Source organism: Salinibacterium sp. UTAS2018 (assembly GCF_004118935.1).
Classification (GTDB): Bacteria; Actinomycetota; Actinomycetes; order Actinomycetales; family Microbacteriaceae; genus Rhodoglobus.
The window spans coordinates 1,494,185-1,507,192 of sequence record NZ_CP035375.1; the positions used below are offsets into that span (position 1 = coordinate 1,494,185).

Annotated in this window: 12 protein-coding genes; 1 reads left to right on the forward strand and 11 read right to left on the reverse strand. The window is 61.4% G+C overall.

Features of this window, described 5'->3' with window-relative positions; all coding sequences use genetic code 11:
• Nucleotides 1–10: 10 nt before the first annotated feature.
• From rplB to hutH, 9 genes are all read right to left on the reverse strand, one after another.
• Nucleotides 11–850, reverse strand: coding sequence for a 50S ribosomal protein L2 (gene rplB / locus ESZ53_RS07185; RefSeq protein ID WP_129072202.1), 840 nt, complete (start codon nucleotides 848–850; stop codon nucleotides 11–13).
• A 17-nt stretch (nucleotides 851–867) separates the two neighbouring features.
• Nucleotides 868–1,167, reverse strand: a complete 300-nt coding sequence (gene rplW, locus ESZ53_RS07190) for a 50S ribosomal protein L23 (RefSeq protein WP_010203832.1) — start codon at nucleotides 1,165–1,167, stop codon at nucleotides 868–870.
• Entirely contained in the window at nucleotides 1,164–1,823 is a 660-nt protein-coding gene (gene rplD, locus ESZ53_RS07195) for a 50S ribosomal protein L4 (RefSeq protein WP_129072203.1), read from the reverse strand. Before rplD ends, rplW begins: the two co-directional genes overlap by 4 nt.
• Nucleotides 1,824–1,828: 5 nt before the next feature.
• Nucleotides 1,829–2,479 carry a 50S ribosomal protein L3 gene (rplC, locus tag ESZ53_RS07200; RefSeq protein ID WP_129072204.1) on the reverse strand — a complete coding sequence of 217 codons (651 nt, stop codon included), beginning with the start codon at nucleotides 2,477–2,479 and terminating at the stop codon, nucleotides 1,829–1,831.
• A gap of 40 nt (nucleotides 2,480–2,519) precedes the next feature.
• The gene (gene rpsJ / locus ESZ53_RS07205; protein ID WP_009773132.1) at nucleotides 2,520–2,828 is read right to left on the reverse strand and encodes a 30S ribosomal protein S10; all 309 of its coding nucleotides are present in this window, start codon (nucleotides 2,826–2,828) and stop codon (nucleotides 2,520–2,522) included.
• Nucleotides 2,829–3,346: 518 nt separating this feature from the next.
• Nucleotides 3,347–4,510, reverse strand: coding sequence for an imidazolonepropionase (gene hutI / locus ESZ53_RS07210; RefSeq protein ID WP_129072205.1), 1,164 nt, complete (start codon nucleotides 4,508–4,510; stop codon nucleotides 3,347–3,349).
• The gene (locus ESZ53_RS07215; protein WP_129072206.1) at nucleotides 4,507–5,364 is read right to left on the reverse strand and encodes an arginase family protein; all 858 of its coding nucleotides are present in this window, start codon (nucleotides 5,362–5,364) and stop codon (nucleotides 4,507–4,509) included. The genes hutI and ESZ53_RS07215 overlap by 4 nt, the downstream gene beginning before the upstream one ends.
• Nucleotides 5,351–7,015: a urocanate hydratase gene (gene hutU, locus ESZ53_RS07220; RefSeq protein WP_129072207.1), complete on the reverse strand. Its 1,665-nt coding sequence runs from the start codon at nucleotides 7,013–7,015 to the stop codon at nucleotides 5,351–5,353. Before hutU ends, ESZ53_RS07215 begins: the two co-directional genes overlap by 14 nt.
• Nucleotides 7,016–7,023: 8 nt before the next feature.
• Nucleotides 7,024–8,568 carry a histidine ammonia-lyase gene (gene hutH, locus ESZ53_RS07225; RefSeq protein WP_129072208.1) on the reverse strand — a complete coding sequence of 515 codons (1,545 nt, stop codon included), beginning with the start codon at nucleotides 8,566–8,568 and terminating at the stop codon, nucleotides 7,024–7,026.
• Here hutH and ESZ53_RS07230 point away from each other — a divergent pair.
• Nucleotides 8,567–9,415 (forward strand): IclR family transcriptional regulator, encoded by an 849-nt coding sequence (locus ESZ53_RS07230; protein WP_246837244.1) that lies wholly within the window; start codon nucleotides 8,567–8,569, stop codon nucleotides 9,413–9,415. The two genes, hutH and ESZ53_RS07230, sit on opposite strands and share 2 nt — an antisense overlap.
• Nucleotides 9,416–9,524: 109 nt before the next feature.
• Here ESZ53_RS07230 and tuf read toward each other — a convergent pair whose 3' ends face one another.
• Together tuf and fusA are read right to left on the reverse strand one after the other, a co-directional pair.
• Entirely contained in the window at nucleotides 9,525–10,718 is a 1,194-nt protein-coding gene (gene tuf, locus ESZ53_RS07235; RefSeq protein ID WP_129072209.1) for an elongation factor Tu, read from the reverse strand.
• Between the two features lie 109 nt (nucleotides 10,719–10,827).
• On the reverse strand, nucleotides 10,828–12,942 hold the full coding sequence (gene fusA, locus ESZ53_RS07240) for an elongation factor G (RefSeq protein ID WP_129072210.1): 2,115 nt from the start codon (nucleotides 12,940–12,942) through the stop codon (nucleotides 10,828–10,830).
• Between the last annotated feature and the right edge of the window lie 66 nt (nucleotides 12,943–13,008).

The window sequence follows — 13,008 nt, forward strand, 5'->3', positions numbered from 1 at the left end:
GACTCTCCTACTACTTGCGCTTCTTGCCGACATTGCGGCGGCGAACGATGAGCTTGTCGCTGGGCAGTTTGCGCTTACGAGTGCGCCCCTCTGCCTGGCCCCAAGGGGAAACGGGGTGACGTCCACCGGACGTCTTACCTTCTCCACCACCGTGAGGGTGGTCGACAGGGTTCATGGCAACACCACGGACGGTCGGGCGAACGCCCTTCCAGCGCATGCGGCCGGCCTTACCCCAGTTGATGTTCGACTGCTCGGCATTGCCGACCTCGCCGATCGTTGCACGGCAACGAACGTCAACGTTGCGGATTTCTCCGGAGGGCAAACGCAGCTGGGCGTAAGGGCCTTCCTTTGCAACGAGTCGAACCGAGGCTCCAGCGGAACGGGCCATCTTGGCGCCGCCACCGGGGCGAAGCTCAATCATGTGGATAACCGTACCGACGGGGATGTTCTTCATCGGGAGGTTGTTACCGGGCTTGATGTCAGCACCGGCACCCGACTCGATGATGTCGCCCTGCTTGAGCTTGTTAGGAGCAACGATGTAGCGCTTGGTTCCATCAACGAAGTGAAGGAGAGCGATACGTGCGGTGCGGTTGGGGTCGTACTCGATCTCGGCAACGCGGGCGTTTACGCCATCTTTGTCGCTGCGCTTGAAGTCGATGACGCGGTACTGGCGCTTGTGGCCACCACCAACGTGACGGCTCGTGATGCGACCTGCGTTGTTGCGGCCACCAGTCTTGGGCAGAGGGCGCAAAAGCGACTTCTCTGGCGTCGAACGAGTGATCTCAGCAAAGTCTGCAACCGAGGAACCACGGCGACCAGGCGTCGTGGGCTTGTACTTGCGAATAGCCATTAGTTTCTCCTTGGTCCTTAGCCGACAGCGGTGAAGATGTCGATAGAACCGGACTTGAGCGTGACGATGGCGCGCTTGGTGTCCTTGCGCTTTCCCATGCCGAAACGAGTGCGACGGGTCTTGCCCGTGCGGTTCAACGTGTTGACCGAGTCGACCTTGACGCTGAAGATCTTCTCAATAGCGAGCTTGATCTCGGTCTTGTTCGCACGGGGGTCAACCTCGAAGGTGTACTTTCCCATGTCGATCAGGTTGTAGCTCTTCTCGGAAACCACGGGAGCGATGATGATGTCGCGTGGGTCCTTGTACGTGACGGTCATGCGCTGACCTCTTCCTTGTTCGAAGACTTGGTGTTGAACGCAACGAACGCGTCGAACGCGCCCTTGCTGAACACGATGTCGTCGCTGACGACAACGTCGTAGGCGTTGAGCTGGTCGTAGGTCAACACGTGAACGGTGTCGAGGTTACGGATGCTCTTGATGCTGGTTGCATCGTCACGCTGAAGAACAACGAGAACGTTCTTGCTCGGTGCGATGTTGTTCAGCAGCGCGAGAACACTCTTCGTCGACGGCTTGCCGTCTACAGCGAAAGCGTCGATGACGTGAATGCGCTCACCGCGGGCCCGGTCAGACAACGTACCGCGAAGGGCGGCAGCAATCATCTTCTTGGGGGTGCGCTGTGAGTAGTCACGCGGGTGTGGACCGTGAACGATTCCACCACCCTTCATCTGAGGAGCACGGATCGAGCCCTGACGAGCGCGACCGGTTCCCTTCTGCTTGAACGGCTTGCGACCGGCACCCGAAACTTCACCGCGGCGCAGGGTGTTGTGCGTACCCTGACGAGCAGCTGCACGCTGTGCAACTACAACCTGGTGGATGAGGGGAACGTTGGTCTGCACGTCGAAGATCTCGGCGGGAAGTTCGACAGAGTCAACCTTCTTGCCCTTGGCGTCGATGACGTCGATGGAGGTAGCCATGTGTACTACGCCCCCTTCACTGCGTTGCGGACGAAGACGATACGGCCACGAGCACCGGGAACAGCGCCCTTGATGAGCACGAGTCCCTTCTCGAGGTCGATCGAGTGGACAGCGAGGTTCATGACCGTTACACGGTCACCACCCATACGACCGGCCATGCGCATGCCCTTGAAGACACGGCTGGGGGTCGACGAGGCACCAATGGAACCAGGCTTACGGTGGTTACGGTGCGCACCGTGGCTTGCAGATACACCCTTGAAGTTGTGACGCTTCATAACACCGGCGAAACCTTTACCCTTGCTCGTGCCGACGACGTCGACCTTTGCACCGGGGGTGAAGATGTCGACAGCGAGTTCCTGGCCAACGGTGTACTCCGCGGCGTCGGGGGTGCGAATCTCAGTGAGGTGACGGCGAGGCGTAACGCCTGCCTTGTCGAAGTGACCGGCGAGGGGCTTGGTGACCTTACGAGGGTCAATCTGGCCGTACGCGATCTGAACAGCGCTGTATCCATCAACCTCGGGGGTACGCAGCTGCGTAACCACGTTCGGGGTGATTTCGACAACGGTCACGGGTACGAGCTTGTTGTTCTCGTCCCAAACCTGCGTCATGCCGAGCTTCTTGCCCAGCAGACCCTTGGTCGTCTTAGTTGTAGACATTATTTTCCTTATCGGCTCTGTCGCTCAATAACTGCGCGAGCTAAAGCTTGATCTCGATGTTGACGTCGGCCGGCAGGTCGAGACGCATGAGCGAGTCCACAGCCTTGGGCGTCGGGTCGATGATGTCGATGAGCCGCTTGTGGGTGCGCTTCTCGAAGTGCTCGCGGCTGTCCTTGTACTTGTGGGGAGAACGGATAACTGCAATCACGTTCTTCTCTGTGGGCAGCGGCACCGGGCCAACTACCGTGGCACCCGCGCGGGTAACCGTGTCAACAATTTTGCGTGCCGACGAGTCGATGACCTCGTGGTCGTACGACTTAAGTCGAATGCGGATTTTTTGTCCCGCCATGACTGGCTCTCTTCCCTTAGTACTTTGGCTGCACTGCGTGCACCTGGGCTGTTCGACGCCGGATGTTGCCACCCGAAGACGCTCAGCACTTTTGCTTTCGCACCACTATTTATCTGTCAAGTTCTTGCTGTCACTGCTTGTGATACCAACCCGCGAAGCCGCGAGGAGCACATACCAACGAACTGGCACGCGCGTCTCCCGCAGCACAAACTCTTTCGAGTTGATATTGGGGAGTTGGTTAAGCTTGGTTCTGCTCCCCGCGGCCTAGCTGCTACACGGTGTGTGATTCACGCTTTGCATGAGTCACACGATGTGGAACTAGGCACTGACTGGAAGTGATCCGCACGCACGTGGCGGCGAAATGTTGAACTAGAAGAGTTTGTCACATCGCGGCACTTACTGCAACCCGGGCGTGTCGGATTTGTGCGGCGTCGCGCCGGGGCACGAAACACTCCGCAATCTTGTGCGATTCGAGCATCCGCTGCCGCCTAACTACGGGAGTTTGGGCACGTTTCGGCCTACGCTCGCACTTGCTCGCGAATGCCATCCAGAAAGACGCTGGTGACCAACGGAACCCCTGGCCGGTACGCCAGATGACGGTAGTGCGGGGCATCCAGAATCTGGGCATTTGCTCTCGCACCGAGTCGCAAGTGGCCCACGTCATCGCGCTGCAACGACCGTGCTCCGCCGAGGGTCGCTGCAGTGACCGCTTCAGTCGACGTCATGCCCATCTCGCGCACGGCGAGAGCGATACAGAAGGGAAGGGACGACGTGAAACTGGAGCCGGGATTGCAGTCGCTGGCGAGAGCCACAGCGACTCCCGCGTCGAGCAGGCGCCGTGCATCCACGAAAGGATGTTTGGTCGAGAACTCGACGCCGGGCAAGAGGCCAACGCTCGTGGTGCTGCCGGCGAGCGCGTCTACGTCGTCATCGGAGAGATAGGTGCAGTGATCGACGCTTGCGGCACCGAGTTCGACGGCGAGCTGCACCGCACCCGATTCGCCCAGTTGCGCGCCGTGGAGGCGAGCGCCCAGGCCCTGGGCCTGCCCCGCCGTGATGATCGCGCGCGTCTCTGCCTCGGAGAAAGCACCGTCGTCGCAGAACACGTCGATCCAGCGCGCGTGCGGGGCACAGGCCTTGAGCATCTCCCCCATCACGAGGGAAACGTAGGCGGCGCGGTTATCGGCGTATTCGGTCGGCACCACATGGGCGCCCAAGAACGTGGTGTCGTCGGTGAGCGTGGAGGCGAGACGAAGCATCCGCGCCTCATCGCGCACGCTGAGCCCGTAGCCACTTTTGATCTCGATAGTGGTCGTGCCCTGCCGGCGCATCTCCGCGACTAACACCGTGGCATTTGCGAGCAACTCGTCGTCGCTCGCCTCCCGCGAGAGAGCGACGGTGCGACGGATGCCACCCGCCTCGTAGCGATGCCCTGCCATCCGAGCTTCGAACTCTTGCGAGCGGTCGCCCGCGAACAGCAGGTGACTGTGACTGTCGACGAAGCCCGGAAGCACGCAGCGACCAGCGGCATCGACATGGAGGTCGGCAGCGGGCGCTTCGGCGGTTGGGCCCCACCAGGCCACTAGGCCACCTTCGAAGACGATTGCGGCGTCCTCAATTTCGGGCCGCTCGTGGTCATGAGTGAGGAGCAGCCCGATGTTTGTGATGACCGTACTTGTCATCGCAGTGCCACTCCCGAGATCGCTTCGAGAACGCACAAGGCCACGAGGCGCACCGTGCGCTCGTCGTCGGCGTCAGCCGCGGCATCCACTTCGACAAGGTCAATTGAACAGACTGACGGGTGCGCAGCCGCAGCACGGGCGGCAACGCGCAGGTCTATCGCCGCAATGCCCCCCGGCACCGAGGCGGGGCAACCGGGGGTAACCGCGCGGTCGCAGACATCCACATCGAGATCGACATGGATCGGGCCCCCTGCAGCCCCGGCGATCTCGAGCGCCTGCGCCATGACATCGTCCATCGACCGCGAGCGCAGTTCGTCGCGAGTAATGACGGTGATACCCGCCTCGCGCGCGCGGTCAGCGTAGGCGAGTGAATTTGCCAGCGGCTCAATACCAATCTGCACCACACGGCTCCCATCGAGGCCGGCTTCGAGCAGGCGTCGCACCGGCGAACCGTTACTCGTACCGTCCCGCAAGTCGTAATGCGCATCGAGCGTGATGAGGCCGGCGGTGGCAATCTGCGTGCCCCAGCGACCGAGAGCCGTCGGCACCGTAGCCGCGTTATCGCCACCGAGGGCAATGACGATCTCAGCGCGCAGACCAGCGACCGCCTCGACGGCACCTTCTTCATTGAGGTCAGGCTCGCGCACGTTGCCGGCGTCGACGATCCGAAGATCGGACAGCGCGGCATAACGGCGCAAGGCCTCCCGCACCGCCTGGGGCGTCGTGTGCGCTTGGGTCGGCGAGAGCGAGGTACGCGAGGTTGGCAGACCGATGAGGGCGACATCCGCCCACTCGTCGGCGACCGGCGCGGGCCAGTCGCCCGCGCGCGGCCAGAGCGGATCAGCGTTGAGCATGGTCACCCTTCGTGAGCGGAGCCTCGTTCATGGGGATGCGAACGCCGAGATCATCAGCGACCGCGATGGCTTCATCGTAACCAGCATCGACGTGACGGATCACGCCCATTCCTGGATCGTTCGTGAGCACGCGCTCAAGTTTCTGGGCGGCGAGCTCGGTTCCATCGGCGACCGTCACCTGTCCGGCGTGGATCGAACGGCCGATGCCAACGCCGCCGCCATGATGGATCGACACCCACGTGGCACCCGACGAGGTATTGACGAGAGCGTTCAGCAACGGCCAGTCGGCGATCGCATCCGAACCATCTTTCATTGCTTCTGTCTCGCGGTAGGGAGACGCTACCGAGCCGCTATCAAGGTGATCGCGGCCGATCGCGAGCGGCGCTTCGAGTTCACCCGATGCGACCATCTCATTGAACTTGATACCGGCCTTGTCGCGCTCGCCATAGCCGAGCCAGCAGATGCGCGCGGGCAGACCTTGGAAGTGCACCCGCTCCCCTGCGAGCTTGATCCAGCGCGCGAGCGATTCGTTCTCGGGGAACAACTCGAGAATCGCCTTGTCTGTCTTGTGGATGTCGCTGGCTTCGCCACTGAGGGCGGCCCACCGGAACGGCCCCTTACCCTCCGCAAACAATGGACGGATGTAGGCCGGCACGAATCCCGGAAACGCGAAGGCATCCGCGTAGCCCGCCGCCCGCGCTTCGGTGCGCAGATTGTTGCCGTAGTCGAACACCTCGGCCCCCTGACGCTGAAAGCCCACCATCGCTTCAACGTGAATCGCCATCGACTCGCGAGCACGCTGGGCGAAGTCGGGGTGGGTGCGCGCGCTCTCCCACTCGTGAAAGTCCACGCCGAGGGGGAGGTACGCCAGCGGGTCATGTGCGCTGGTCTGGTCGGTGACGATATCAATGGGCGCACCCATCGCGAGTAGCTCAGGCACGGCCGCGGCCGCATTCGCGAGCACGCCGATCGAGAGCGCCTTCTTCGCGTCGCGTGCAGCCACCGCGAGCTCGACGGCATGCGCGAGCGACTTCGCCTCGACATCGAGGTAGCCGTGATCGATGCGCCGGGTGATGCGGCTCTGGTCAACATCGATGCAGATCGCAACACCGTCGTTCATGGTCACGGCGAGCGGCTGAGCGCCCCCCATGCCTCCGAGGCCGGCCGTGAGAGTGATGGTGCCCGCCAGGGTTCCGCCGAATCGTTTCGCCGCGACCGCAGAGAACGTTTCGTAGGTACCCTGCAGAATGCCCTGCGTGCCGATGTAGATCCACGATCCGGCCGTCATCTGGCCGTACATCGTGAGCCCCAGCTGCTCAAGCCGACGGAACTCATCCCAGTTCGCCCAATCCCCCACGAGGTTGGAGTTGGCGAGCAGTACGCGCGGCGCCCACTCATGCGTCTGCATCACACCAACAGGCTTGCCCGACTGCACGAGCAGCGTCTCGTCACCCTTGAGCGTCGTGAGCGAACGCACGATCGCGTGATAGCTCGGCCAGTCTCGGGCGGCCTTTCCTGTGCCACCGTAAACCACGAGATCTTCGGGGTGCTCCGCGACCTCCGGGTCGAGGTTGTTCTGCAGCATGCGCAGAGCGCCCTCTTGCTGCCAGCCGAGAGTGGTGAGGGTTGAACCGCGCTGTGCCTGAATCATGACTACTCCTAGTGAAGTTCGGTGACGGAACGTGCTGCTGAGACGAGGGCCCCCGACTGCACGAGCTCGACGCTCGCGGCAATGTCAGGGGCGAGATAGCGGTCGGGACCTGCCCCGGGTACGCGCTCCCGCAGAGTCGTGATGACGGCGGCCGATACTGGCGACGGCTTCTCACCGCGCATCTCAATGCCGCGCGCAGAGGTCAGCAGCTCGATCGCCAGAACGCGCGAGAGGCCGTCGATGCTGCGTCGCAGTTTCAGTCCGGCGCTCCAGCCCATCGACACGTGGTCTTCCTGCATGGCGCTGGTGGGGATCGAGTCGACGGATGCCGGAGCCGCCAACCGCTTCAACTCACTGACGATCCCGGCTTGGGTGTATTGCGCGATCATGTGCCCGGAGTCGACCCCGGGATCCGCGGCAAGGAACGCGTTCAAACCGCCGTTGCGGTTGCTGTCGAGGAACCGGTCAGTGCGACGTTCGCTCATGCTCGCGACGTCGGCCGCCACGATAGCGAGGAAGTCCAGGGCGTACCCCACGGGCGCTCCGTGGAAGTTGCCGTTCGACTCCAAACGGCCATCGAGGGTGACCACGGGATTGTCGATCGCGCTCTGCAGCTCTCGCTCGGCGACTCGTCTCGTATGGTCGACCGTGTCGCGCGCCGCACCGTGCACCTGCGGTGCGCAGCGCAAGGAATAGGCATCCTGCACCCGGGTGAAGCCGTTGGTGGCGTGCGCTGCGATCGCTCCCGAGTCGCGCAACACCGCGCGCATGTTGCCGGCGGACACTTGCTGGCCGGGGTGGGGTCGGAGGGCGTGGAGATCTTCAGCGAAGACACGATCTGTTCCCGCGAGACCCTCGACGCTGAGCGCCGCCGAGAGGTCGGCAGTGGTGAGCAACGCGCTCAGATCGGTGATGGCCATCGCCAGCATGCCGAGCATCCCATCCGTGCCATTGATGAGGGCGAGGCCCTCTTTTTCATGCAGCACGACTGGGTCGATGCCGGCCGCTTTCAGCGCGGTGGATGCCGGCATCAACTCTCCGGCGACACGCACGTCTCCTTCGCCCATGACCGCCAACGCGCAATGCGCCAGCGGAGCGAGGTCACCCGAGCAGCCCAAGCTGCCGTACTCCCCCACGATCGGAGTGATGTCGGCGTTGAGCAGCGCGGCGTAGGTTTCTGCAACGACCGGGCGCACTCCGGTGCGGCCGGTCGTCATCGTGGAGAGACGCAGCAGCATGGTTGCCCGCACGACCTCGGCGTCAATCTCGGCACCGGAGCTGGCAGCGTGGCTGCGAACCAGCGAGCGTTGCAACTGCACGCGTTGCTCGAGAGCGATGTGTTTTGTGGCGAGGGCACCGAAACCTGTAGACACCCCGTAATGCGGCCGAACGTCGTTCGCGAGAGCCTCAATAACTGCCCGTGATGCCTCTATTTCTGCGATGGCGTGGGGCGAGATCGAGACTCGCGCGTGATGGCGCGCAACCGCGACGACCTCGGCGATGCTGACGGGGCCAACGCCGAGAGAGACAGGCTTCGGGGTTTCGGGGTTCATGATCCCAGTGAACGCTGATCGCCCTTCTGCTGCGATAGTGATTCGCGATATGGTGTCTGAGATCTCAGACAGGGGAATCGTGCCGAGCATCCCAGCCGCGCGCAACACCATGGCGGTGCTGCGCCATCTCGCGTCCCGCAAAGGACCGGTCCCCGCCTCAGCCCTCGCCCGCGAACTCGGCCTGCCCCGGTCATCCGTCTATCAACTGCTCGCCGTCATGGTCGATGAGGGTTTCGTCGTGCATTACCCCGAGGATCGCACCTACGGCCTCAGCGCGCTTGTCGCCCAGATTGGCACCTCAGCGTTGCGCAGCGAGCGGCTCTCCGCTCTCGCCACGCCGCTCATGCGCACGCTTGCTCGCGAAGCGCCGATACCGGTCGTGGCCCACCTCGCCGTTTTGAGTGGGTCGGATGTCAGCTACGCCGCCCGAGTGCAAGGACCCCGGGCGCCCACGACCGTGTCGGCCGTCGGCGTGCGCCTGCCCGCGCACCTCACTGCTACCGGACGCGCCATACTTTCACACCTCACCCCACCTCAAGTGCGCGCGCTGTATCCGATGCGGGCTTCACTCACGCGTCGACAGTCCGCCGGACCCCAGACTCTCGCTGAACTGGATCGGATGCTGGATGCTGCCCGCACGCGCGGCTGGGCGAGCGAGATCGGCGACGTCACCGCCGACTATTCGTCGGTCGGAGCAGCGGCTCTCGATCGCAACGAGTACCCCACGGCCGCGATCGGACTCACCTTTCGCACGGATGCCGTGGGCGAGAACTGGGAGGACCTCGGCACCGCAACGGTGGCGGCCGCTCGCGCCCTCACGAGCCGACTTACCGGGCGGTCGAGCTGACCCAGCTCGCACGGGCGGGAGCGCGAGAACATGGCTGTGCGACTGTGGTCGTTAAACGACGAAGGGCCGAGCCTTTCGGCCCGACCCTCGTCGTAATTAGTTACTGAGCTTACGCCAGAACCTTGGTTACCTTACCGGCACCTACGGTACGTCCACCCTCACGGATGGCGAAGCCGAGGCCCTCTTCCATGGCGATGGGCTGAATAAGCTCAACGGTCATGTCAGTGGTGTCGCCAGGCATAACCATCTCGGTGCCCTCGGGCAACGTGATGACGCCGGTGACGTCGGTGGTGCGGAAGTAGAACTGCGGACGGTAGTTCGCGTAGAACGGGTTGTGACGCCCACCCTCATCCTTGGACAGGATGTATGCGGTTCCCTCGAAGTTCGTGTGAGGAGTAACGGAACCAGGCTTAACAACAACCTGTCCACGCTCTACATCTTCACGCTTGGTTCCACGAAGAAGCAGACCACAGTTCTCGCCAGCCCATGCTTCGTCGAGCTGCTTGTGGAACATCTCGATACCAGTGACCGTGGTCTTCTGGGTCGGGCGGATTCCAACAATCTCAACGTCAGAGTTGATCGAAAGCGTTCCACGCTCGGCGCGGCCCGTAACAACGGTTCCACGACCAGTGATCGTGAAGACGTCTTCAACCGGCATCAAGAACGGCTTGTCCTTGTCGCGGATGGGGTCCGGAACGCTTGCGTCAACAGCATCCATGAGGTCAAGGATGGACTGCTCCCACTTGGGGTCGCCCTCAAGTGCCTTGAGGCCTGAGACCTGGATAACGGGAGCGTTGTCGCCGTCGAAGCCCTGGCTGGAGAGGAGTTCGCGAACCTCGAGCTCAACGAGCTCAAGGATCTCTTCGTCATCAACCATGTCGGACTTGTTCAGTGCGACCATCAGGTAAGGAACACCAACCTGCTTCGCGAGCAGAACGTGCTCGCGAGTCTGGGCCATGGGGCCGTCGGTCGCTGCAACCACGAGGATTGCACCGTCCATCTGAGCAGCACCGGTGATCATGTTCTTGATGTAGTCAGCGTGGCCCGGAGCGTCTACGTGTGCGTAGTGGCGCTTGGGGGTCTCGTACTCAACGTGCGAGATGTTAATGGTGATGCCGCGCTGACGCTCTTCCGGAGCCGAGTCAATCGACGAGAAGTCACGCTGGACGTTGGTTGCCGAAGGGAACTTGTCTGCAAGTACCTTCGAGATCGCTGCCGTGAGCGTGGTCTTTCCGTGGTCAACGTGACCGATGGTTCCGATGTTTACGTGCGGCTTGGTCCGCTCGAACTTGGCCTTAGCCACTGTGGGTCCTCCTCAGGACTCGGTTGCTTCGCATCCGACGACTTACTACTGCCGAATGATCTGCAAGTTGGTGTGTATCTATGTTAGTTGCGCGCTGGTAGTGCAGCGATTACTCGCCCTTGTTCTTTGCAACAATCTCGTCAGCTACCGCGCGGGGAACCTCAGAGTAACTGTCGAACGTCATCGAGTACACCGCGCGACCGGAGGTCTTGGACCTCAAGTCACCGACATAGCCGAACATTTCCGACAGTGGTACGTGGGCACGAACGACCTTGACGCCGGTCGCGTCCTCCATGGACTGGATCTGTCCGCGGCGACTGTTAAGGTCACCGATGACGTCTCCCATGTACTCCTCTGGAGTACGAACCTCGACCGCCATGAGCGGCTCGAGGAGAACTGGGTCAGCCTTGCGTGCTGCTTCCTTGAATGCCATGGTTCCCGCGATCTTGAACGCCATTTCTGACGAGTCAACATCGTGAGCAGCACCATCGAGGATGATTCCCTTGACGCCGACCATCGGGAATCCAGCAAGGATTCCGACGTTCATCGAGGCCTGGAAACCCTGATCGATCGAGCCGATGTATTCACGAGGAATACGGCCACCGGTGACCTTATTTACGAATTCGTAAATCTTGTCGCCTTCGACCTCCATGGGCTCGAGCGAAATCTGGACCTTAGCGAACTGTCCCGATCCACCAGTCTGCTTCTTGTGGGTGTAGTCGTGCTTGTCCACAATGCGACGAATGGTCTCGCGGTACGCAACCTGCGGCTTACCAACGTTGGCTTCAACGTTGAATTCGCGCTTCATGCGGTCGACGAGGATATCGAGGTGAAGTTCACCCATTCCCTTGATTACCGTCTGGCCAGTTTCCTGGTTCTGTTCGGTACGGAACGTGGGGTCTTCTTCAGCAAGCTTCTGAATAGCAATACCAAGTTTTTCTTGGTCAGCCTTCGTCTTCGGCTCGATTGCAACCTCAATAACCGGCTCCGGGAACGTCATCGACTCGAGAACGACCTGGTCGTTCAAGTCGCACAGCGTGTCACCGGTAGTGGTGTCCTTGAGGCCGATTACGGCGTAGATGTGACCAGCGGTAACGCTGTCGACAGGGATTTCCTTGTTAGCAGCCATCTGGAAGATCTTTCCGATGCGCTCCTTCTTGCCCTTAGTGGAGTTAGCTACCGCTCCACCAGAGTCAAGGTGGCCCGAGTACACGCGAATGTACGTAAGGCGACCGAAGAAGGGGTGCACAGCAACCTTGAACGCGAGAGCCGAGAACGGCTCGTTAGCGTCAGGCTTGCGGATGATGATCTTCTCTTCATCGCGGGGGTCAGTTGCTTCCATAGGAGGCACGTCAACCGGCGAAGGAAGGTAGTCGATAACAGCATCGAGCATCGGCTGAACGCCACGGTTCTTGAAAGCAGAACCACAAAGGACCGGGTAGATCTCGCTGTTGACGGTGAGCTTACGAATCGCAGCCTTGATCTCTGCAACTGTGATCTCTTCGCCGCCGAAGTAACGCTCCATGATGGCGTCGTCAGTTTCAGCAACAACCTCGAGAAGAGCGGTGCGGTATTCCGCAGCCTTTTCCTTGAGGTCTTCAGGGATCTCTTCGATGGCGTATTTAGCGCCCATCTCGACGTCACCCTTGGAGTCTCCACGCCACGTGAGTGCACGCATCTCGACGAGGTCTACAACACCCTCAAACTCGGACTCGAGTCCGATCGGGAGCTGAAGAACCAACGGACGAGCGCCGAGGCGGTTAACAATGGTGTCTACCGTGTAGTAAAAGTCCGCGCCCATCTTGTCCATCTTGTTGACGAAGCAGATGCGGGGAACGTCGTACTTGTCGGCCTGGCGCCATACAGTCTCCGACTGCGGCTCCACACCCTCTTTACCGTCGAACACAGCGACAGCACCGTCGAGAACGCGGAGCGAACGCTCCACCTCAACCGTGAAGTCAACGTGGCCGGGGGTGTCGATGATGTTGATCTGGTTTTTGTTCCAGTAACAGGTCACAGCAGCGGACGTGATCGTGATGCCACGTTCTTGCTCCTGCTCCATCCAGTCAGTAGTCGACGCACCATCGTGAGTTTCACCAATTTTGTGGTTTACACCCGTGTAAAACAGGATGCGCTCAGTCGTAGTGGTCTTGCCGGCATCGATGTGAGCCATGATGCCAATGTTGCGGACCTTAGTCAGGTCGGTGAGCACGTCCTGTGCCACAGGTTCCTCCGAAGTATGTTGGTGAAGCGAAAATCTCACGAGTGAAGCGAGCCAGACAGCGCCTGA

What these genes read in the sequence shown, in the direction of transcription:
- rplD (WP_129072203.1), bottom strand. Translation starts at nt 1,823, where the DNA reads ATGGCTACCTCCATCGACGTCATCGACGCCAAGGGCAAGAAGGTTGAC.
- hutU (WP_129072207.1), bottom strand. Translation starts at nt 7,015, where the DNA reads ATGATTCAGGCACAGCGCGGTTCAACCCTCACCACTCTCGGCTGGCAG.
- rplB (WP_129072202.1), bottom strand. Translation starts at nt 850, where the DNA reads ATGGCTATTCGCAAGTACAAGCCCACGACGCCTGGTCGCCGTGGTTCC.
- rplW (WP_010203832.1), bottom strand. Translation starts at nt 1,167, where the DNA reads ATGACCGTCACGTACAAGGACCCACGCGACATCATCATCGCTCCCGTG.
- rplC (WP_129072204.1), bottom strand. Translation starts at nt 2,479, where the DNA reads ATGTCTACAACTAAGACGACCAAGGGTCTGCTGGGCAAGAAGCTCGGC.
- ESZ53_RS07215 (WP_129072206.1), bottom strand. Translation starts at nt 5,364, where the DNA reads ATGCTCAACGCTGATCCGCTCTGGCCGCGCGCGGGCGACTGGCCCGCG.
- ESZ53_RS07230 (WP_246837244.1), top strand. Translation starts at nt 8,567, where the DNA reads ATGATCCCAGTGAACGCTGATCGCCCTTCTGCTGCGATAGTGATTCGC.
- hutH (WP_129072208.1), bottom strand. Translation starts at nt 8,568, where the DNA reads ATGAACCCCGAAACCCCGAAGCCTGTCTCTCTCGGCGTTGGCCCCGTC.
- hutI (WP_129072205.1), bottom strand. Translation starts at nt 4,510, where the DNA reads ATGACAAGTACGGTCATCACAAACATCGGGCTGCTCCTCACTCATGAC.
- rpsJ (WP_009773132.1), bottom strand. Translation starts at nt 2,828, where the DNA reads ATGGCGGGACAAAAAATCCGCATTCGACTTAAGTCGTACGACCACGAG.